The 19,807-nt window shown below is 39.2% G+C and carries 20 protein-coding genes and 1 riboswitch; of the genes, 6 read left to right on the top strand and 14 right to left on the bottom strand.

Annotated features, from left to right (window positions below):
- From KK487_RS04055 to KK487_RS04030, 6 genes are all read right to left on the bottom strand, one after another.
- Positions 1 to 1,008 (bottom strand): general secretion pathway protein GspB, encoded by a 1,008-nt coding sequence (locus KK487_RS04055; RefSeq protein ID WP_024601877.1) that lies wholly within the window; start codon positions 1,006 to 1,008, stop codon positions 1 to 3.
- An 11-nt stretch (positions 1,009 to 1,019) separates the two neighbouring features.
- A complete protein-coding gene (locus KK487_RS04050) occupies positions 1,020 to 1,937 on the bottom strand; it encodes an ExeA family protein (protein ID WP_024601876.1) in 918 nt (305 codons plus the stop codon).
- Between the two features lie 153 nt (positions 1,938 to 2,090).
- Complete coding sequence (locus KK487_RS04045; RefSeq protein WP_008465984.1) at positions 2,091 to 2,606, bottom strand: Lcl C-terminal domain-containing protein; 516 nt, start codon at positions 2,604 to 2,606, stop codon at positions 2,091 to 2,093.
- Positions 2,607 to 2,616: 10 nt separating this feature from the next.
- On the bottom strand, positions 2,617 to 4,263 hold the full coding sequence (locus tag KK487_RS04040) for an Lcl C-terminal domain-containing protein (protein ID WP_024601875.1): 1,647 nt from the start codon (positions 4,261 to 4,263) through the stop codon (positions 2,617 to 2,619).
- Positions 4,264 to 4,329: 66 nt separating this feature from the next.
- Positions 4,330 to 4,662 (bottom strand): hypothetical protein, encoded by a 333-nt coding sequence (locus KK487_RS04035; RefSeq protein WP_013464320.1) that lies wholly within the window; start codon positions 4,660 to 4,662, stop codon positions 4,330 to 4,332.
- Positions 4,663 to 4,697: 35 nt separating this feature from the next.
- Entirely contained in the window at positions 4,698 to 5,402 is a 705-nt protein-coding gene (locus tag KK487_RS04030) for a DUF2982 domain-containing protein (RefSeq protein WP_024601874.1), read from the bottom strand.
- A gap of 247 nt (positions 5,403 to 5,649) precedes the next feature.
- Here KK487_RS04030 and KK487_RS04025 point away from each other — a divergent pair, with 247 nt between their 5' ends.
- The 3 genes from KK487_RS04025 to msrA all read left to right on the top strand — a co-directional run bounded on the left by KK487_RS04025 (position 5,650) and on the right by msrA (position 10,417).
- Positions 5,650 to 6,702: an efflux RND transporter periplasmic adaptor subunit gene (locus tag KK487_RS04025; protein ID WP_215521988.1), complete on the top strand. Its 1,053-nt coding sequence runs from the start codon at positions 5,650 to 5,652 to the stop codon at positions 6,700 to 6,702.
- A 3-nt stretch (positions 6,703 to 6,705) separates the two neighbouring features.
- Positions 6,706 to 9,804 carry an efflux RND transporter permease subunit gene (locus tag KK487_RS04020; RefSeq protein ID WP_013464318.1) on the top strand — a complete coding sequence of 1,033 codons (3,099 nt, stop codon included), beginning with the start codon at positions 6,706 to 6,708 and terminating at the stop codon, positions 9,802 to 9,804.
- Positions 9,805 to 9,880: 76 nt separating this feature from the next.
- Entirely contained in the window at positions 9,881 to 10,417 is a 537-nt protein-coding gene (gene msrA / locus KK487_RS04015) for a peptide-methionine (S)-S-oxide reductase MsrA (protein WP_096038248.1), read from the top strand.
- Between the two features lie 66 nt (positions 10,418 to 10,483).
- On the opposite strand, the gene KK487_RS04010 is transcribed toward msrA, so the two are convergent.
- Together KK487_RS04010 and KK487_RS04005 are read right to left on the bottom strand one after the other, a co-directional pair.
- Positions 10,484 to 12,334 (bottom strand): TonB-dependent receptor domain-containing protein, encoded by a 1,851-nt coding sequence (locus tag KK487_RS04010; RefSeq protein WP_096038247.1) that lies wholly within the window; start codon positions 12,332 to 12,334, stop codon positions 10,484 to 10,486.
- A 37-nt stretch (positions 12,335 to 12,371) separates the two neighbouring features.
- Positions 12,372 to 12,537, bottom strand: a riboswitch (cobalamin riboswitch).
- A 287-nt stretch (positions 12,538 to 12,824) separates the two neighbouring features.
- On the bottom strand, positions 12,825 to 13,307 hold the full coding sequence (locus KK487_RS04005; protein ID WP_013464315.1) for a YajQ family cyclic di-GMP-binding protein: 483 nt from the start codon (positions 13,305 to 13,307) through the stop codon (positions 12,825 to 12,827).
- Between the two features lie 151 nt (positions 13,308 to 13,458).
- On the opposite strand from KK487_RS04005, the gene KK487_RS04000 reads away from it, so the two are divergent.
- Both KK487_RS04000 and KK487_RS03995 read left to right on the top strand, forming a co-directional pair.
- Positions 13,459 to 13,809, top strand: a complete 351-nt coding sequence (locus tag KK487_RS04000) for a VanZ family protein (protein WP_008466003.1) — start codon at positions 13,459 to 13,461, stop codon at positions 13,807 to 13,809.
- A complete protein-coding gene (locus KK487_RS03995) occupies positions 13,802 to 14,704 on the top strand; it encodes a ketopantoate reductase family protein (protein WP_096038246.1) in 903 nt (300 codons plus the stop codon). The genes KK487_RS04000 and KK487_RS03995 overlap by 8 nt, the downstream gene beginning before the upstream one ends.
- A 291-nt stretch (positions 14,705 to 14,995) precedes the next feature.
- Here KK487_RS03995 and thiI read toward each other — a convergent pair whose 3' ends face one another.
- The gene (gene thiI, locus KK487_RS03990; RefSeq protein ID WP_013464312.1) at positions 14,996 to 16,453 is read right to left on the bottom strand and encodes a tRNA uracil 4-sulfurtransferase ThiI; all 1,458 of its coding nucleotides are present in this window, start codon (positions 16,451 to 16,453) and stop codon (positions 14,996 to 14,998) included.
- 100 nt (positions 16,454 to 16,553) lie between these two features.
- Positions 16,554 to 17,207, bottom strand: a complete 654-nt coding sequence (locus KK487_RS03985) for a TetR/AcrR family transcriptional regulator (protein ID WP_215521987.1) — start codon at positions 17,205 to 17,207, stop codon at positions 16,554 to 16,556.
- A 178-nt stretch (positions 17,208 to 17,385) separates the two neighbouring features.
- Here KK487_RS03985 and coaD point away from each other — a divergent pair, with 178 nt between their 5' ends.
- On the top strand, positions 17,386 to 17,877 hold the full coding sequence (coaD, locus tag KK487_RS03980) for a pantetheine-phosphate adenylyltransferase (protein ID WP_024601870.1): 492 nt from the start codon (positions 17,386 to 17,388) through the stop codon (positions 17,875 to 17,877).
- Between the two features lie 20 nt (positions 17,878 to 17,897).
- Here coaD and KK487_RS03975 read toward each other — a convergent pair whose 3' ends face one another.
- The 4 genes from KK487_RS03975 to KK487_RS03960 form a co-directional block, all read right to left on the bottom strand.
- Complete coding sequence (locus tag KK487_RS03975) at positions 17,898 to 18,419, bottom strand: hypothetical protein (protein WP_013464310.1); 522 nt, start codon at positions 18,417 to 18,419, stop codon at positions 17,898 to 17,900.
- Complete coding sequence (locus KK487_RS18520; protein ID WP_244186370.1) at positions 18,419 to 18,661, bottom strand: hypothetical protein; 243 nt, start codon at positions 18,659 to 18,661, stop codon at positions 18,419 to 18,421. Before KK487_RS18520 ends, KK487_RS03975 begins: the two co-directional genes overlap by 1 nt.
- Positions 18,662 to 18,928: 267 nt before the next feature.
- Entirely contained in the window at positions 18,929 to 19,462 is a 534-nt protein-coding gene (locus KK487_RS03965) for a hypothetical protein (protein WP_013464308.1), read from the bottom strand.
- Between the two features lie 16 nt (positions 19,463 to 19,478).
- Positions 19,479 to 19,673, bottom strand: coding sequence for a hypothetical protein (locus KK487_RS03960; RefSeq protein ID WP_013464307.1), 195 nt, complete (start codon positions 19,671 to 19,673; stop codon positions 19,479 to 19,481).
- Between the last annotated feature and the right edge of the window lie 134 nt (positions 19,674 to 19,807).

The raw sequence follows: 19,807 nt of genomic DNA, 5'->3' as shown, positions 1-19,807 counted from the left end.
CTATTGTGGCCAATCTTGCAGGGCTTTTAAGCTAAATTCATAGCCATCAAAATCAAGTACGCTCTGATCCGGTGCTATTTCTAGCACCCTCAATGCACCAATAGACTCCCCTTCATATAGCTCTCTGCCATTGAGTTTTATCCAGCGCTTATCTGCTGTCGACGAATAAATATGTGCCTGATATTTAATGCTTGGCAACATACTTTGTAGGCCATCCGGCAGTAGCTCAACGGGTTGTACCCGTGATGAATGACGAGAGCCTTGAGTTACTTCGTAGTCGGCTGTTGTTTCTGTGTCATTAACGGCTTGCGCAAACGCATTTTTAAGCGTGTCGGGAACCGTATCTAGTTCAGCGGTTGATTCTGGCTGGGCAGGCACATTTTGATTAAGTGGTTTACCTAACACTTTGTATTTACTTAACTCATCGGCACTGAGTGTTCTTTTCGTTGGCTGAGTTGGTACGCTTTTCGGTTGGTTGCTCGGTGATTGAAAACTAGATGAAACGTTATTCTGCGCCGAGAAATTGTGCGCTTGCCCTTGAGACGCTTGATTAACGCTCATAGGTAAATATTGCCCTTGAGGCGTAAGCAACATTTGCTGTACACCCGTTGGGGTTTGTACATAAACCAATTGCCCTGCCAGTGGCACAGAATTGTTAGGCGCAGTTGTAACAAGGGGCGCTTGAGGGTTTGTTACTGCTTGAACAACCGTTTTTTGTACTTCCTCTGGGCTTGTTGGTTTTTCTACCACTGCTGAGTCTTTTTGACTAAGGTCATTTTGGACAACCTTATTTTTTACGGCTACATTTTCTTGTTGCAGCCACTTCCCGACAAAAAAGCCACTGGTCAATATACCCGTTGCCAATAAACTTCCTGCGAGTAAAAAACTAATTCGACGATAGGTCATCAACTGGTGTTGTTGTTTTAATTGTTGCGCTTGCAAGTCATATTGCTCTGCGCTCATGGTATCGTGCTTTGACTGCTTTAACGCATCTAATAAATAAGACATGAATCACCTAACTAAAGAATAAATGACAGGCCAATTCCTGCACAAAAAAGCATTAACGCAGCAGCACTATAAGGCCAAATCGAACCTATTTTACTCACCTTATTATTTGTGGCAATAAAGTCGATAGGTAAAGATTCACTCGCCGCTTGCTTAACAATATCACTGCCAACAATTTCTTGCTGTTTGGAAAATGCCCCTACTAATGCGCGTTCACACACCAGATTCATTAATCGTGGCACACCGCCTGTGAGCTGATGCACCATTTGCATCGCTTCCATTGAAAATATTTTCTTGTCACAACCTGCTATATGCAACCGGTGTTGAATATAAGCAATGGTTTGCCCTCGTGTTAGCGCTAACAAGTGATACCTGGCTGTAATACGCTGTGCCAGTTGCCTTAACTCATTACGCTTTAAAAGTAGCTGTAACTCAGGCTGCCCAACTAATACTATTTGTAATAACTTTTTATGGTCGGTTTCGATATTGGTTAATAAGCGAAGTTGTTCAAGCACATCGGGGGCAAGCAACTGTGCTTCATCAATAATTAAAATAGTATGCCCCCCCGCTTTATTATTAAACTCAAGGTGCTTTTTAATCACATCCGTTAGACTCTTCAGCGTGGCATTTTTGGCGTCGTAAGTTATTTGTAATTCATCGCAAATACTGGCTAACAGTTCAAGTTCTGATAACGCAGGGTTATGGATCATGGCTACTTGGGTATTTTCAGGCAGTCGCTCTAACATACTACGTGTTATGGTGGTTTTACCTGTACCCACTTCACCTGTTAACAGCACAAAGCCACCGTCTTCACCTAGTCCATAGGTAAGGTGCGCTAATGCTTCTTTATGGCGTTCACTTAAAAATAAGTAGTGGGGATTAGGCGAAATTGAGAATGGCTTTTCTTGTAAACCAAAATAGCTTAAATACACCTTTATAGTCCTTGGTCGTTAATTCACGGCCTATAATGGCAAAAAAATAGCCTGGGTGACAACTACAACCAGGCTTTATTATTAAAATAGTGTAAATAAAAAGGCTAACCGTAAATAAAAGAGCATTTTTAGATTCGCTAATATATTAATTAACTACTTTTCATAGCGTACTAGGCGTAAATATACGTTACTTGTTTTAGCATGTAAGCTATTTAAACCACTTGCAAACTGATAAACCCATGCCGAATTTATATTGCTAATACCCGAGGTATTAGACCAATAATTTTGCGACTGCGTTGCTAAAAAAATACCCGCATTAATACTTGGATCGGTACAACGGTGATCTACTATACTAGCTAACTCTTTAATACTCGGCACTTGCCAGTCGTTATAATTTGCCGTGGTGTCATTAAGTGCGCCTTTAAGTGAGGCCTGCCAGTTTAATGGTTGAGTATCACCATCGCAGCTAGTTGTTTCGCTATTATAAACTTGACCATAATTACAGCGCTGCCACATTAGCCCTGTTTTAGTATCTGATACAGTGCCATCAATATTAATCACAAATCGGTCGGTATCATCGCTAGTCGCGACTTCCTGATAACACTGCTGCGCTGCAAGTGACTGACTTAATCCTAAGGCTAATAACATAGAGACTTTAATTAATTTCATAATAATCACCTTAACGATTTCTAACTAAGCGCACATAAGCGGCATTATCTTTTGGATAGGCTAAGTCGTTGCCATCCATCATATCAATAATGTAAGCCTGTGATAAACTAGCACCATCAACAGCCGTTTGCGAAGTCCAATAGCGTAAATGCCCTTCGGTGTTAGTCGATGGTGTATTAGGAAAAAATGCAGTATCTATCAATACGTTTTGCCCTTGTTTACCGTAATCAATTAAACCTAAAAGTTCAGTATAAGTGGGTAAACGCCAGTTACTGCCGCCACAAAAATCAAGCGCATTAACTTCATCAATATAGGTTTGTAATCCGCAATCAGTATCGCTCGGGCATGTGGTATTATCACTACCCGCTACATCGCCACTATTGACAGTCCCTTGCCAAATATAACGGTTTTGTCCATCACGCAACGAAGTATTTGGTAACACACCGGAATAAGGGCTTTTCACTTCCCAAACAAGGCCGGTAGTATTATCACGAATACAGCTAAAGTTTTGCGCATCATCGAGAAGCTCATCGGCAAACTCATTAAGTTTGGTGTAATCAAAAGCCAGATTCCCTTTACCCACTTTACCTAAACGATTGGCAAAACTATCGCGCCCAAGATCAGCATCTTGAGCTGGAAATTCATCATTATTACAATTAATTCGCTGAGTATTGTTATAACACTCTCCTACTCCTGTATCATTTATTAACCCAAGCGCTTTGGGTGTTACATCAATAAATACGGTATCTGTGTCGGTGCGCCCTTTTAAGTCCATAACTTGTACTTCAAAGCTAAGCGTTGCATTTAAATCAATATCAGAGGCAAAAAAGCTGGCAGTACATGACTGTGATTCAATCAGGGTTTCTGTATTACCGGTAAGTTGTTGCCACTTACATTGATAAGATTGAGTTGCCGCTTCGCTTGCAGTGGCATCTAAAATAACCTTATCAAACTCTTCTACTGTTTGATTAGCGCCTGCATCGGCAATAATCACTTGAGCTGTTTTATTAAGGGTCATATCAAATTGTGATGCAGATACTCCGCCCTCATCATCTGTTACGGTGAGCTGCCATTTTAAGTTGGTGTTATTTTCTAATAATGGATGAGGAAAACTAAGCGTTGGATTGGTATAGCTATCAATTGTTAAATCCGGCCCTGACAATAATTGCCACAAATAACTGCTAATTTCGCCATTTTCATCGGGGTCTGTGGAAGTTAAACCACTAAGGGTTACAGTATCCTTATAAACTGAGGGCAAGTTTGCAGGAGCAACTTGAGTAACAACAGCAAGAGGAAGCTGATTATTAGAGGCAATGAAAACACTCAAGTTGTCATTCACTAAACTGCCATCTGAGGTTTGATAGCTAACTCTTAATACCAGTTCACTGTCAGACTTTACATCTGGTGCAGTAATGGTTTGTTCAGCCCCTTCAAGCGGAAACACATCTATAATAGGGCCACTTACACGCTGCCAAGTAAATGTACCATCTGCAGGAGAGCCTTTTGCAGAAATAGTAAACTCTGATTTTTCTACAACTTGAAGATCGTTACCTGCAAATACTGATGTTTTTATATCACTGTTATCAGCACCGCCTCCCCCTCCGCATGCAGCCAAAAGCAAGCATGACATAAGTGGTATTAACGAAATTGCTCTCATACTCAGCACCTTTTTGTCTTAAAATTATCTAATAAAACTATTAAGCAAAAAAAATGCCATTATAAATTATAAATAGCTATCTTGATGAATACGAACAAATAATTTAGTGCCAACTTTACTGTAATCTACTTTATATTCGCGGCCATCTAAGGATTGAATAAACAACAATTGTTTTTCTTCGCTAAATACATCAGCACTAGTAATATAAACAACGTCGAGGTAACGCTCTTTTGCATCTCGGCGGTTTTTTGGCAGTTCTTCTTTAAATGGCTCAAGACCATTACCTGTTACTTTAATTTTAGGGTGAGTCTCACCATTAACAATCACTAAATCTAGTTTTCTGTCTTTATGTATTATGGTGTTTCGACCACTTTTAATGAAAGATCTGTCTTGGCTCATAGTTATTCCTAATCCCGCAGTGAGTGCTTATATTATTATTCACACTGCGACTTTATAAACTGAGAGGGATCGCGCTTCCATTTATTTAAATTTGCGCTAAATTCCCAAATATCACTTTCTATTACACTCGCTGGTAACAGTAAGTCATACCCTGTTAAAAGCTGAAGATGTTTAGCCCTATTAGCAAACATCGCTATGAGCCCATTATAGTCAATTCCTTTTTTTGACCTATATTTATTATCTTCAACTAACCATTCTGATGGGCAATGCCCATTTTTGCAATTTTTTTGAACAACTTGCATAAAGAAATGTCGCTGCTCTATCAACAATTTACCCGCAATTCTTGGAGTTAAAGCAGACAAGAATGAATCTATATCATTTAACTTAATACCAATCGCATTAAGCTCAAGGTAATCAATGCCATTATCAACCTTAGGTATACCACAATGGTGCAAATTCTCTGGGTGTAAATGCCATTGTCCATACTTATGCTGATATATTAATTGCTGCTCAGTTAAAATAATACTATAAAAAGGTTCTTGTGTTTTAAAAAAGCCAATTAAAATTGCAGCAATACATAAACTTACTAAAAAAATTTCGATAATACTTATTTCGCCTGGGCGTAATAAATTAAACAGCATGATAATAATCAAGCCAATGCTGCCGACCACTAATATTTCAATTCCATTTTTAGCGCCTTGCGCTCGGTATTTTAGTATTTGTTTATTTATATTAGCCATACTGAAAAAACGCCATATAAAATATAAACATAATAATAGCCCACAATACTAACTTTCTCAGCGTTAAACAGCGTTTGCATGATGTTTTAAAGCTCATCAATTAACTCCCATTATTACTGTTAAATATGCGCAATGACTAAGTATCAGTTATTTTTACGCTTAACGCACAAATTAATGAGATACATAACCGCCTTTTTTTGTCCTGATTTCGTACAATACTTATAATCTATTTTCAGGTATGAAAACAATGCACTCTAAACAATCAGGTAAAGCCTTATTTCCATTTATTATTTCGTTACTAATAATTTTTAGCGTTTATTTGTATTTTCCCGCATCACAGGGCGAGCAAGCCAATTACTCGGCAATGACAACGCAAGTTTCTGCCCACACGGTCAGATCGCAAGAAAACGCAATTATGATTGAAGCCATTGGCAGTGCTCGCGCTAATCAGGCTATCTACATTAAAAGCGCCCAAAACGATTATGTCACTAGCATTTACTTTGAAGATGGCGACTTGGTCAGCAAAGGACAAAAATTAGTACAACTGCAAAACCAACAAGAACAATTTGCAGTAAAAGAACTTAGCATTAATTTACAAGAAGAAAAACGTCAATTAGCCAGACTGACCGAGCTTTCTCGCTCGCAAGCGACGGCCAAGTCATTGCTTGAAGAACAACTCGCTCGCGTTGATGCCAGCGAAGCACAACTTGAAAGTGCTAAAACCAAACTCAATGAAATGGCCATCACCGCGCCTTTTTCTGGGTTACTGGGGAAACGCGAAATATCGGTGGGTGCTTATATTAATAATAGTACTGTGATCACAACCCTCGATGACATTAGTATTATAAAAGTTGATTTTAAAGTGCCTGAAAAGTATTTAGCTCAATTGAAAAACGGAATGATTGTTCGCACTCAAAACGATGCTTACCCTGATCAAACCTTCAGCGGTAAAGTAACCCATATAAGCTCACGTATCGACTCAATCACTCGCAGTGTAGAAGTAACAGCAAGTTTTGCTAATAAATCAGGTTTACTTCGCCCAGGCATGTTGCTTAATACCGCTTTAGAACTGAGCAGTAACCAAGCGCTGATGGTGCCTGAAAAGGCCATTATTCCTCTGCAAGATAAGCATTACGTTTTTCAAATTGAAGATGGCATAGCAAACCGTAAAGAAGTACATGTTGTAAGTAGAAATAATGGCTGGGTTGCGATAGACAAAGGGTTAAGTAATGGCGAGCAAATTGTTACCGAGGGAATAATTAAAATTCGCTCAGGTAGTAAAGTAAGCGTTAAGGGGTAACACGTGAAAATTACCGATACTAGCGTCAAACGCCCCGTTTTTGCGATTGTTATTAACTTACTGTTACTCACATTTGGCTTAGTTGCTTTTAGCATGTTGCCTTTGCGAGAGTATCCAGATATTGAAACACCGATTGTAAATATTAGTACTGAATATACCGGTGCATCTGCCGAAATTATTGAAACAAAAATAACGCAAGTTATTGAAAATCGTATTTCGGGCATTGAAGGTATTAAAAGTATTAACTCATCGAGTCGTAATGGCCGCTCAAACATTACCATTGAGTTTAATATTAGCCGTGACATAGACGATGCCTCCAACGATGTGCGTGAACGTGTAGCGCGTGCACTTGATAGCCTACCCGAACAAGTGCGTCCTCCTGAAGTATCAAAATCAAATAGTGACGAAAGCCCTATCGCGTGGTTTGTACTTAACAGCGAAACCATGGATTCATTGCAACTTTCTGATTATGCACAGCGTTTTATTGTAGATCGATTAGCCGTTGTTGATGGCGTATCGAATGTGCGCATTGGGGGGGAGCGAAAGTATGCCATGAAAGTATGGCTTAACCGCCAAGCGATGGCCGCCCGTGGTATTACCTCCAGTGATATTGAGCAAACACTGCGTAGTGAAAATGTAGAACTTCCGGCCGGTGAAATTGAATCAGTTGATCGTGATTTTACCGTTCGCACTGCCCGCAGCTATAAAAACCAACGTGATTTTCAAAACCTAGTTATTAAACGAGGTGAAGATGGTTATTTAGTGCGTCTAGGCGAAGTGGCTGACGTAAAACTAGAAGCCGCCGATGATGAAAGTTTATTCCGAGGTAATGGCCGTAATATGATTGGTATGGGTATTGTTAAACAAGCCAAAGCCAATACCCTAACTGTGGTTGATAACGCCCGCAGTGAACTGGAAAAAATAAAACGTAATTTACCTGAAGGCACCACCATAGAAGACAGTTATGATTCTTCGGTATTTATTAAAGAGTCAATTAATGAGGTTTATAAAACTTTAGCAATTTCTATGGGGTTAGTCGTGCTTATTATCTTTATATTTTTAGGTAACATTCGCGCCACTCTTATTCCCGCGGTCACAGTACCAGTCGCCCTAGTCAGTAGTTTCATGTTTTTATTAGCAATGGGTTATTCAATTAACTTATTAACTCTACTAGCACTGGTGTTAGCAATAGGCTTAGTGGTCGATGATGCCATTGTAATGCTAGAGAATATTCACCGCCGTATTGAACTTGGTGAACCGCCTTTATTGGCAGCTTATCGCGGCGCACGTGAGGTGGGCTTTGCAATTATAGCCACCACCTTAGTGCTTATATCCGTGTTTGTACCATTAGTGTTTATGGAAGGACGAATTGGCGCACTATTTACAGAGTTTGCTATGGCAGTAAGTGCTGCCGTGTTTTTCTCTAGTATCACTGCGTTGACACTCTCTCCGGCGCTGTGTTCAAAAGTGTTAAAGGCCTCTGAAAAAGAAAGTAAGTTTAGCCAAGTTATGGACCGTTTTTTTACTAAATTAGAAAATGGATACCGTAACGCTTTAGCGTCAAACATGACCCGTAAATGGGGCTTAATGCTGAGCTTAGTTTTGGCTGGGTTTGTTAGTTATTCATTATTTTTACAAATACCCTCAGAGCTCACGCCAAAAGAAGATCGTGGCACCTTCTTTGTGCTTATGAATGGCCCTGAAGGGGCAAGTTATGAAAATAACGCAGCTAATATGGCAAAAATTGAAGAGCGCTTGATGCCTTATTCTGAATCTGGCGAACTAAGTCGAGTGCTTGTTCGAGTCCCAGGTTGGGGTGGCAGTGGCGGCGTGGCTATTGTTGGCATGGCTGACTGGGATAAGCGCAAACGCTCAACATGGGAAGTCATGGATGAAATAAGCGGCAAAATGCAAGAGGTCACCGACGTTCGTGCATTTGCTATTATGCGCCGTGGTATTGGCGGAGGTGGTTCATCTCGCCCTATTGAATTTGTTTTGCAAGGTAATGATTATGCTCAACTTGCCGATTGGCGAGATAGAATTATTAAACGCGCTGAGAAAAACCCTGGATTAGTGCGTATTGATCATGATTATAAAGAAACCTTCCCTCAGTTTTTAGTCAGTATTGATAAAAATAAAGCCGCTGATTTAGGCGTATCAGTCTCTGATGTGGGTCGTACACTTGAAACCATGCTTGGCCAACGCCGTGTAACCACCTTTATTGACCGCGGTGAAGAATACGATGTAATTTTAAAGGGCACAAAACAAGACTTTGCCAACCCGACTGATATTTCAAATATTTACCTAAAATCACGTAGCGGAGAACTTGTTCCTCTTGATAGCCTTATTAGCTTAAAAGAAGAAGCCACCGCCTCGCGTTTAAATCGCTATAACCGAATGCGTGCAATTACTTTAAGTGCCAACCTCGCTGATGGTTACACGCTAGAACAAGCACTAAACTTTTTAAACAAGGTTGCCACAGAGGAAAACGACATTGATGGTGCCATTGACTATAAAGGTGAGTCGCAATTGTTTTATGAAGGTGCCTCAGCCATGACCTATGTGTTTGTGCTGGCATTAACCGTGACCTTTTTAGTACTGGCAGCTCAGTTTGAAAGTTTTATGCATCCATTTGTTATTATGTTAACTGTGCCACTTGGTTTAATGGGTGCCATGTTTGGGCTGTGGAGTATGGGGTTAACGCTTAATATATACAGCCAAATAGGCATTGTTATGCTCATTGGGTTAAGTGCTAAAAACGGTATACTGATCGTTGAATTTACCAACCAGTTACGTGATAAAGGCGTAGAATTTAGTGAGGCTATTTTACAAGCGGCTACACAGCGTTTGCGCCCTATTATTATGACTTCCCTAACAACGGTTATGAGTGCCGTACCTTTGGTGTTGGCTTCCGGTCCAGGCTCGGAAAGTAGAATGGTAATTGGTGTGGTGGTATTTACTGGCGTAACGGTGGCAACCATACTAACTCTGTTTGTGGTGCCAGCCGCTTATTACGCACTAGCACGAAACACACAATCACCTGAGTTTTTACAACAAAAACTTGATAAGCAAGCCGCTGAAAAACCGCTTAAAGAGATCTAAGTCACTCAGAGCGTCGTAACTAGCTGTTACGGCGCTTTATTCAGTGCACATATCCCTAACAATTGAGGAAGTACTTATGAGTTCGACCACACAAGTAGCAACACTCGGCGGCGGCTGTTTTTGGTGTATTGATGCAGCATTTAGGCGTGTAAAAGGTGTACTCAGTGTTTGCTCTGGTTATACTGGTGGACATACTGATAACCCAACCTACAAAACTATTTGCACTGGCAACAGTGGCCATGCAGAGGTAATTAAGGTTGAATTTGATGCCAGTGTTATCAGCTTTGAAACCTTACTCGCGATGTTTTTTACCCTACACGATGCCACACAACTAAATCGCCAAGGTAACGATATAGGCACTCAGTACCGCAGCGTTGTGTATTATCATAATGAGCAACAACAAGTACAAACACAGGCCGTTATTGCAGAGCTGCAAACTCATGTTAGCGAACCTATAGTAACCGAGGTGAGCCCAGCAACCACTTTTTACCCCGCAGAGCACTACCATCAGGACTATTACAATGAAAATCCTGAGCAGGGCTATTGCAGTATTTTAATTGCACCCAAATTACATAAGTTTGAAACCGAATTTAGCGAGTTTTTATCGGAATAAAGTGCTTTTAATAAATAGCCCAGCAATAAGCTGGGCTATTTGTTCCTTGGCAACTAGGATAAGTGACTAAAACTGATAATTTGCCCCTACAAAGAAAGTTCTTCCTGCGCTGTTATAACCTAATAGCTTACCACTGGCAGCAAAGCCCGTCGCAGCAGTAAAATATTCTTCATCAGTAATATTCTCTATTCGAGCAGCTAACGACAAATTATCTAGCAACTGGTAATTGGCTGCTATATTAAATACCGTATAAGCAGCGAGCTCCGAGTCATAATACGCAATCGAAGGACGCGATGAGCGATATTGCATATCCAAGCTGGCATCAAAATCACCCCATGTTTTAGCGAGTTGATAATTAAACGATTCAGAAGGTCTACGTGGTAAATCGGTATTCGTTTTTTCATCTGTAGCGTCTAAAAAGCTAAAATTAACCGAGTGTTCAAAGCCTAGCGCTGAAAACTCTGCCGACAGCTCAAATCCCTGCATAGATACTTTATCTATGTTAGTGGCAATATATTTACCTGAGTCTGCATCATAATTATTACTAATCAAATTATTGATACGGTTATCGAAAATAGCAATATCATAACGGCCCCATTGGGTTTCTAAAGTTATACCAAGCTCATTATTTAAGGCTTCTTCAGGTTTAATATTATTGTTTGGTAAATAGTACGGGCTGTTAGTCACAAACGCATTAATTAACGAAGGAGCTCTAAATGCAGTACCGTGATTTAAACGTAGTGTTACATAGTTATTTGCTTTGTAACCAAGTCCTGTACTGTAAGTGTTTGCACGGCCATGGAAGTCATAATCATCGGTTCTAACAACCGCATTTGCTAACCATTTGTTATGGCTATAAAACGCGCCTATAAACAACGCCTTATTATCGCGTTTTTCTTCTGATGACGTTGCTGACGAGTTTGATAAATCCTCAGATAAATAATTAAAGCCACCCGATATATCAAGTTCTTCAGTAAGGGTATAAAGCCCTCGATATTCAAACTCAACACGCTCTGTGCTATACACTTGCTGCACATCGGTACCTGTTTGGGTATTTTCTTCTTGCGAAACGCTCACCGAAGTACTTTGGCTATATATATCTGAGGCTTTGTTCCAGCCTAGCTTAGCGGTGTAATTTTCAAAGTCGTAGGCATCGTTACCCCTTGCATTATCATATTGTGCTTCGCCTTCACTATACTGAGATTGCAGGCTCAATTGGCCTAGTTCAGCAAGCTCATAAGCTAAATTAAAGCCAATGTTTTTATTTTTGTAGCCATCATCATCATGATCTTTTGTGTACTCAGCCGCTGGATCTTTGCCAGTAACATCAAAACCATCCGTCTCTTCGTAGCCTAAATTATAATTAAAGCTAAGCGCCTCTTTTACAAGCCCACCAGCAAGCTGATAATTACTGTAGCTATGGCTGCCTAAAGTAGCCGAAAGCGAGTTATTTGAGGCTTTACGGGTGATAATATTAATTACTCCGGCTACCGCGTCTGAGCCATAAATAGCCGCTCTGGCACCTTTTATAATTTCAACACGCTCGATACTGTTAACTGGAATATTCGTCAGCGATACACTACCTGAACTTGCATCGCTCACTCTTACGCCATCAACCAATACTAAGGTATATTTAGCACTGGCCCCGCGAACAAATATATCTGCTTTTTGACCTAACCCACCATTACGAACAATATCTATCCCAGCAATAGTATTTAATATTGCAGGTAAGTCTCGATAATTCGCTTTTTCAATATCAGCGCGCTCGATAACTGCCACACTTGCTAATACATCATTTATAGGTTGTTCAAACTTATTAGCGGTTACTGTTATTGTTTCGATTGATTGTTCTGCAGCAGATACAGAAAAAGAGAGTGCAGCCGAAATGGCCATACCCAGTGCGGTTTTATTTAGCATCATGTCCCCTATCTTTGCCCACCGCAAAGATGTTAGTAAGTAAGATTAAATCAAGGCCGGTCTCCGGACTCAGTTACCATAATTTAATACAGCATAACTTTACCGTTGCGGGGGCAGTGTTGGGATTGACTTCATCAATGAAAACGCACCAACTTCCCGATTATCCTACTAAAAAAATCACACCATTGAAGTGTTTAGTAAGCACCTTGAAAATAGACTGCTATTGTTATCTGTTTACTAAAAAAAGTCAACGGACGTCTAAACATCTACAAATCCAAAGGTTCAAGATTCAGGATACGGGGTTCGGAGTTCGGAGTTCGGAGTTCGGAGTTCGGAGTTCGGAGTTCGGAGTTCGGAGTTCGGAGTTCGGAGTTCGGAGTTCGATAATTATCATAGATCCAAAAATAAAAAGCCAAACAATATAACGTGTTTGGCTAAATACATGTTGCTTTGAGCTAAGCGCCTATAGTGCCGAGCTCGAGGCAATAAATTAATCGCGGAAGTTTTTAAACTGAAATGGTTGACCTAAATCAGCAGTGCGTACAACTTGCATAGCCGCTTGTAAGTCATCACGCTTTTTACCTGTTACGCGAACTTCTTCACCTTGAATGGCCGCTTGTACTTTTACTTTAGAGTCTTTGATGGCTTTTACTACTTTTTTAGCCATGTCTTTTTCGATACCCTGTTTAAGTGCAACGTTACGAAAAACATTTTTGCCCGCACGAGAAATATCTTGTAGCTCTAAGCTTGCAACATCCATCCCACGTTTAGAGATTTTACTCGCTAAAATATCAAATAACTGCATTACCTGAGCATCTGCTTCAGCTTTTAATTTAATTGTTTTATCGTTTAGCTCTATTGATGCATCAACGCCTCTAAAATCAAATCGCGTTTCTAGTTCACGGTTGGCGTTATCAACCGCATTTTTTGCTTCGTTCATTTCTACTTCAGATACAATATCAAATGAAGGCATAGCGTTCTCCTAACTATCTAATCTTAATTTTATGCCGCAATTATAACGTTAAAATGATAAATCTTTACATTTTTCTGCATTTTGTTCAGGTGCGATACTAAATTAGTTTGATATACTGAGGCTTCTTTTTTATACGATTTTAGGAATTTTCGTGACAAGGCGTGTTTACCAAGCAATTTTTTTAATTAGTATTGTTGCGTTTACCTTCTTATTTGCTAAAGAGGTAAAGGGCGCGGCAAACTTATTTCCGCATGTTGATAAAGTAGCGCATTTTGGTATCTTCTTTTTACTTGCCATTATTATGGATAAAGCGTTTAAACTCCCATTATATGCACAAATACTATTACTCGCTGGTTACGGTGCAGCAATAGAAATTATGCAAGATAGCCTTCCTTACAGACAAGCATCACTGGCCGATTTTGTTGCCGATTTTATTGGTGCAGCGAGCTACTTTTTAGCTAAAGCCCTGTTAACACTGCGTAAAAAGAAGCATTATGGCTAACATACTTGTTGTAGGTGATGGCGCTATTGGCTTGTTATTTAGCCATTTTTTAGCCAAGCATCACGCTATATATATACTTACTCGAAAAGGCACAGTTAATACTCGCTTTTACAGCCACAGTAACGCTGCGTCTGAAAAAATTAACGCCACTTTTATCTCACAAGAGCAGTTATCTCAAACTCCTGAATTTGATATTGTTTTATTCACGGTAAAAGCGTTTGCAGTGCAACAAGCCTATGCTCAAGTAAAACCTTATCTAGGCAATAATACCCATATTATACTGAGTCATAATGGCATGGGTAATGTTGAACAATTAAATGAACAGCTAACAAAGCAGCAGTCGTTGTACTTTTTAACCACCAGCATGGCTGGATTTAAGTCAAACCCTAATATTGTGCAACATACCGGAAACGGGCAAAGTGTATTAGGGGGCTGTAATCAACTAGCTATTCAAAATATTCAACAGCTTAGTGCGCAATTACACACTATTCCGCAGTTAATTGTCAGTAACAATATTGAACAACTACGGTTTGAAAAGCTACTGGTTAATATTGCAATAAATCCATTAACCGCTCACCACAATATAAAAAATGGTCAGTTACGTGCACCGCAATACAGTAGTGCAATTATTAATTTATTAGCTGAGGCATGCCACATTGCAACCGCGCTAAAACTCAATATTAAGCTTATAGATGCCCTAGAGCGGGCTTACAAAGTAATGAGTTTAACTGCCGAAAATTACTCTTCGATGCATCAAGATGTAATGCATAATAGACAAACTGAGATCATGGCAATTTGTGGTTATATTAGTGAGCAAGGCAAGCGACATAATATTGCGACCCCGTATAACGACGCTTTACTTGCTGAAATTCTGGCAAAAAAAAGCGCGGAATAAATCCGCGCATTTAGGGTCTGTTGACCTTTCAAGGTTAAATTTGCAGCAGTCTGTTTGGTATTTAGGTAAGGCAGAGCCTATGTGGTGTGGTTATTCCCCATAAATAGGCGATAACGCAGCATCAATGCCAAACAGGCGCTGCCCGAAGGGTTCTGCCTAGGGGCGATTTACTCTTTGTTGCTCGATTTTTACTTAGCCCACTAGGTTACAAACCTCGCGCCGCGATTAAACCGCCCCTAGTTTGAACAAATTATAATCCGCAAAGGTCAACAGACCCAATATCTTAAGCCATCAAGGACGATATACTTTTACGGTGTTAAAGCCTTCTTCGTGAAGAATAAGCGCTTGTAATTGGCTCATTACTCCTTTTTGGCAATATAAGTAATAATCTTTACCTTTAGGTAAATCGCCAAACTTTGTTGCTAAGCGGAAAAACGGTAAGTGGATAACTTCAATACCTTCAATTTCCAGCGGCGCCGCATCTTCTTCTTCAGGCGAGCGAATATCAACAACAACCGCTCCTTCAGGTAACTCTGTAACTGATTCTGCCTCTTTAAGCTCTTGCTTAGCCTCAACATCAATATCGCGCACATCCATAACACGGGCGTTATCAATAACGGTATCTAACACATCAAAGTCAAACTTTTCTTCTTCTGCTTTAATTACTTCAATTTTGGCTTTAACTGTCGGCTTTTTAGAGATCACACCGCAGTATTCAGGCATCGTCTCTGCCATTTCTGCAGTGCCTATTTGGCGCGCTATATTGATGATTTCTTGCTTATCATGTTGGATAAGTGGGCGTAAAATGAGCGTTTCGGTTACGCGGTCAATCACACTTAAGTTAGCTAAGGTTTGACTAGACACCTGACCTATACTTTCACCCGTAACCAATGCTTGAATATTTAGTTTTTCAGCAACGGCACTACCCGCTCGCATCATCATACGTTTAAGGACAACGCCCATTTGGCTGTTCTCAACGTTTTCTAAGATTTCAGCAACCACTGGCTCAAAATCAACAGTAATAAACTTAACTTTGTGAGTAGAGCTGTATTGTTTCCATAGATAGTAACTCGCTTGTTTAACCCCAATTTCATGAGCAGCGCCACCTAAATTAAAGAATAAAAAGTGCGTGCGAGCACCTTTACGGATCATTTGATAACTGGCAACGCCAGAATCAAACCCACCAGACATAAGCGATAATACATCGTCTTGTGTTGGCAGTGGAAAGCCCGCCATTCCTAAATGCGTTTGCGTTACTATGTAGGCTTTTTCGTCTTTAATTTCTAAACGAATCGTTACTTCTGGGCGACTTAGCTTTACTCGAGCCCCTTCAACATGTTGATTAAGCCCGCCACCAACGTAACGCTCTAGCTCAGTTGAAGTAAAATCATGTTGACCTATGCGCTTAGCACGGACACAAAAGGTTTTACCAATAATAGTGTGACCAACTAGCTCAATAGTTTTTTGATAAATGTCATCAATCGTTTTAAAGTCTGTTTCAGTCACTTCAATAAACTGCACGATACCAGGTATACGTTGTAAGCTGTCGATAAAATCAAGGCGAGTTTGAGCATCGTCAAGTTTTGTTACAACTGAAATGTTATCCCAGTTATTACGTACCTGTACTTTTTCGTCAACACGACGCAATACAATTTTAATGTTATTTTCTAACACTTTAGTAAAGCGTTTACGGACTGAACGGCTTTTAATGGCTATTTCAGGGTGAAGTTTGACGATAAATTTAAGCATAGTTTAACTCTTAGACTGCGGGAATTCGCGCACCCAGGTATTGGGCGCGGCGGATTATAGCAAAAAATTTAGCGCCTAGGAACTAACCAACTTAACGGGCTTAAGGATTCTGGGGAGCAGCATTTGCTAAAAGTGCGTACTTGTCTCTTAACTGATTAATTTTATTTGCGCTTTTTTCGGTGCTGTAGGCTTTAAATAAAGTCAGTACTTTTACAATACCAGGGTAAATATCTTGCTCAACCAGCACACCACTAAGCCTTCTTGCTTTCATATAGGGTGTCCAAAAGCTGACCGTTAATTTTAACGTATGAGCAAGTTCGATAGCATCTTGTTCATCAATAGCAATAATTTCGCTGTCGCGTAAGGCCAAAATGATGTTACGCACCTGCTCAAGTAACTCTTGCTGAAAATCAATGTAACCCTGTTTTAAATGACTATCGCGAGCGAGAATATCGCCAAGGTTGTCGTAAAAAAAATGATAGCGCCACATCAATTCAAATAGCGAATCTAAATAAGGACCTAGGTGTTCAAAAGCATCGTCGCCTTGAACGACCGGCTTAAAATGAGTACTTAAATGGTCACGATAAAGTGCAAATATATGGCGAATAATGTCTTCTTTATTTTTAAAGTGGTAGTACAGATTACCCGGACTCATACCTAAACTCGATGCGATATGATTAGTAGATATTGCTCTTTCACCATGTTCGTTAAACAATGAAATACTGGTTTGAATTATTTTATCCTTGGTATTCATATACTCATTACTCAATTTTCGAAAATACGATGCTGCATTAAAATAATCCGCCTAGTATAAACAAATCATTGCATTTGTAACACTGCGCAGCTGCAGTTATATACAATTTACTCACAAGGCTGCTTTGCACACTAAACACTGCTACACTACGGCTAAAAATAATAACACAGTAAATATTATGAAAGTGACCGCAATCTACCCAGGCACATTTGACCCTCTTACCAACGGCCACACTGATTTAATTCAGCGTGCGGCTAAAATGTTCGATACCGTTATTGTGGCTATTGCTCATAACCCAAGTAAAAAACCGTGTTTTACTTTAGAAGAACGCGTTGATTTAGCAAATGAGATTTTAAGCCATTTAGATAATGTAAAAGTCATTGGCTTTTCAGGGCTACTCGCCGATTTAGCCCGTGACCATAATGCTAATGTACTGATCAGAGGCATAAGAGCGGTTTCTGATTTTGATTACGAGTTTCAGCTCGCGAATATGAATCGCCGTTTAAACCCTGATTTAGAAAGCGTATTTTTAACGCCCGCCGAGCGCAATACCTTTATATCATCAACACTAGTAAAAGAAGTAGCACGCCATAACGGGGATGTGAGTGAGTTTGTTGACACCATAGTAATGAAAGCCCTGCAGTCAAGGCTTGGGAAAACTAAGCATTAAACACAACACCTAGCGTATCGTTACATTACGCTAGGTAGCTTCGCTCTTGATGGAAACAGAACGTTCTTAAGCCTCACTAAGCCCAAAAAATCTTTATTGATAAATAGTGCCAATGCCATTATAAGATCAAATAGAATAACGCCAAACCCATATGCAGCCCAAAACCACCAATAATCAATGTTTCCTTTAACTTGAACATCATAATGCATCCCCAAAAATAAACAGGTATTAACACCCAACCCCAGAATTAAGTAATAAAAAGCAATAGGTGTATTTTGCAACGTGATTTTTCGCCACAAAAAAAGTGTAAAAATAGTTGTGAGATCAAATATGAAATAATCTTTATAAGTTGAAGTTTCGAGGCTTAAAAATGCACTTAGAAAATAAGAAATCATCATTATCAATGAAATATGCAGCAAGCTTTTATCTTGTTTATTAATGCTCGAAGAAAGATTATATAGAAAAGCGATTAAAAATAGCCACAAAATAAAATTACCTAAATTCTCGCCAACTTTAACAAGTAGCCATAATAAATCTGTCATTATGGGCTTTTAAACTCAGCGCGTGATCTAAATAAACGACCTTTAAGTTTCATTAGCCCTAAAAAGTCTTTATTGATAAAAATAGTAATAATCATTAGTAAATCAACAACATTAACCCCCATAGAGTACAGGCTCCACAACCACCAAGGATCTGAGTTCCAGTTTATATAAAGATCTATGTAAATAGCATACGTTAAACAAGCATTAATCAATAAGCCACTAACAATATAGTTTTTAGCCACATCGCTTTCAAAGCTTGAAGCTTTTGTTATTATAAAAATAATACAAACTGTAGCGAAATCAAAAAAAATCCAGTTAAGGTAAACGTTTTTGAAAACTAAAAGGAAATCACCAATAAGGTAAGAAAAGAACATGATTGTGGCTAAATAGACCAAAGATTTATTTAGCGTATTTATACTCGATACCAAAGCGTACAACATGGCCATTAAAAAGCCCCACTGTATAAATGCATCGATATAATCTGCTAAAAATAAGTCTACATAATACATTTATTGGATTTTGTTAAGCTCAGTCGTTTTGAATAATGAAATGAGTTTACTTTTAAGGGTGTGTAAGCCAAGGAAATCACGGTCTACTATTAAAGCGACAATCATAATCAGATCAATAATGTTTACACTGAAGGTGTAGATATCCCAAAAAAGCCAAGGTTCTTTATTTTGATATACATTCAAATCTAAGTACATGAGGGAAAAGAAAAGTGAATTTATTGCAAGACCCACAATTAAATACAAAAAAGAGGGTGTCGTTTTTCTTAACATAGCCATAGCTATTAGCAAGCAAAGAATGGTAAAAATATCATAGATAGCCCAATCTAATAAAACCGCAGTTTTAATTGATAGCCAAGTAAAAAAATAGTCTGAAAGAGTATAAGAAACCATCATAATAAATGAACTGAGTAATAAAGTTGTATTTCTTTTTACGTTTAAAGTATAGACAAAGACATTAAAAAAAAATGCCATTAAAAAGCCCCACATTGTAAACGCTGAAAGCGAGAAAAAACCAAAAAACTCAGTTAAAAACATTTAAAACCTTAATTAATTATTTAGGTTTGATAGGTACAATACCGCCGCCACGACGAAGTTCTGCACCAGCAGCACTCATTGCCTCTTGAGATATACTAACTGTATCAGATTGTAGGGTTTTAGGGCTAGCAGTTTGTTCCATTGCAGGCTTTAATTGTTGCGTTTTATTATATGCTTGCATTTGTACTTGGCTATTAGCTGAAATTTGCATGTGATTAATCCTTATGAGTATTAAATTTTTATTATTGGCGCAAATTTAAATCACACCATCTGGAGCAGTTACTAAATAACTTCTGTAACGTATTGCCTTCGTTGATTAATTGACTCAACAACACACTACAGAAC

This window comes from Pseudoalteromonas sp. SiA1 (assembly GCF_018732205.1).
In the GTDB taxonomy this organism is placed as follows: Bacteria; Pseudomonadota; Gammaproteobacteria; order Enterobacterales; family Alteromonadaceae; genus Pseudoalteromonas; species Pseudoalteromonas tetraodonis.
This window is presented reverse-complemented; position numbering and strand designations above follow the sequence as displayed.

Excerpts from the sequence above, each read along its gene's own strand:
- KK487_RS04055 (WP_024601877.1), bottom strand. The coding sequence starts at position 1,008 with ATGTCTTATTTATTAGATGCGTTAAAGCAGTCAAAGCACGATACCATG.
- KK487_RS04045 (WP_008465984.1), bottom strand. The coding sequence starts at position 2,606 with ATGAAATTAATTAAAGTCTCTATGTTATTAGCCTTAGGATTAAGTCAG.
- KK487_RS04040 (WP_024601875.1), bottom strand. The coding sequence starts at position 4,263 with ATGAGAGCAATTTCGTTAATACCACTTATGTCATGCTTGCTTTTGGCT.
- KK487_RS04035 (WP_013464320.1), bottom strand. The coding sequence starts at position 4,662 with ATGAGCCAAGACAGATCTTTCATTAAAAGTGGTCGAAACACCATAATA.
- KK487_RS04030 (WP_024601874.1), bottom strand. The coding sequence starts at position 5,402 with ATGGCTAATATAAATAAACAAATACTAAAATACCGAGCGCAAGGCGCT.
- KK487_RS04025 (WP_215521988.1), top strand. The coding sequence starts at position 5,650 with ATGCACTCTAAACAATCAGGTAAAGCCTTATTTCCATTTATTATTTCG.
- msrA (WP_096038248.1), top strand. The coding sequence starts at position 9,881 with ATGAGTTCGACCACACAAGTAGCAACACTCGGCGGCGGCTGTTTTTGG.
- KK487_RS04010 (WP_096038247.1), bottom strand. The coding sequence starts at position 12,334 with ATGCTAAATAAAACCGCACTGGGTATGGCCATTTCGGCTGCACTCTCT.
- KK487_RS04005 (WP_013464315.1), bottom strand. The coding sequence starts at position 13,307 with ATGCCTTCATTTGATATTGTATCTGAAGTAGAAATGAACGAAGCAAAA.
- KK487_RS03995 (WP_096038246.1), top strand. The coding sequence starts at position 13,802 with ATGGCTAACATACTTGTTGTAGGTGATGGCGCTATTGGCTTGTTATTT.
- thiI (WP_013464312.1), bottom strand. The coding sequence starts at position 16,453 with ATGCTTAAATTTATCGTCAAACTTCACCCTGAAATAGCCATTAAAAGC.
- KK487_RS03985 (WP_215521987.1), bottom strand. The coding sequence starts at position 17,207 with ATGAATACCAAGGATAAAATAATTCAAACCAGTATTTCATTGTTTAAC.
- coaD (WP_024601870.1), top strand. The coding sequence starts at position 17,386 with ATGAAAGTGACCGCAATCTACCCAGGCACATTTGACCCTCTTACCAAC.
- KK487_RS03975 (WP_013464310.1), bottom strand. The coding sequence starts at position 18,419 with ATGACAGATTTATTATGGCTACTTGTTAAAGTTGGCGAGAATTTAGGT.
- KK487_RS03965 (WP_013464308.1), bottom strand. The coding sequence starts at position 19,462 with ATGTTTTTAACTGAGTTTTTTGGTTTTTTCTCGCTTTCAGCGTTTACA.
- KK487_RS03960 (WP_013464307.1), bottom strand. The coding sequence starts at position 19,673 with ATGCAAATTTCAGCTAATAGCCAAGTACAAATGCAAGCATATAATAAA.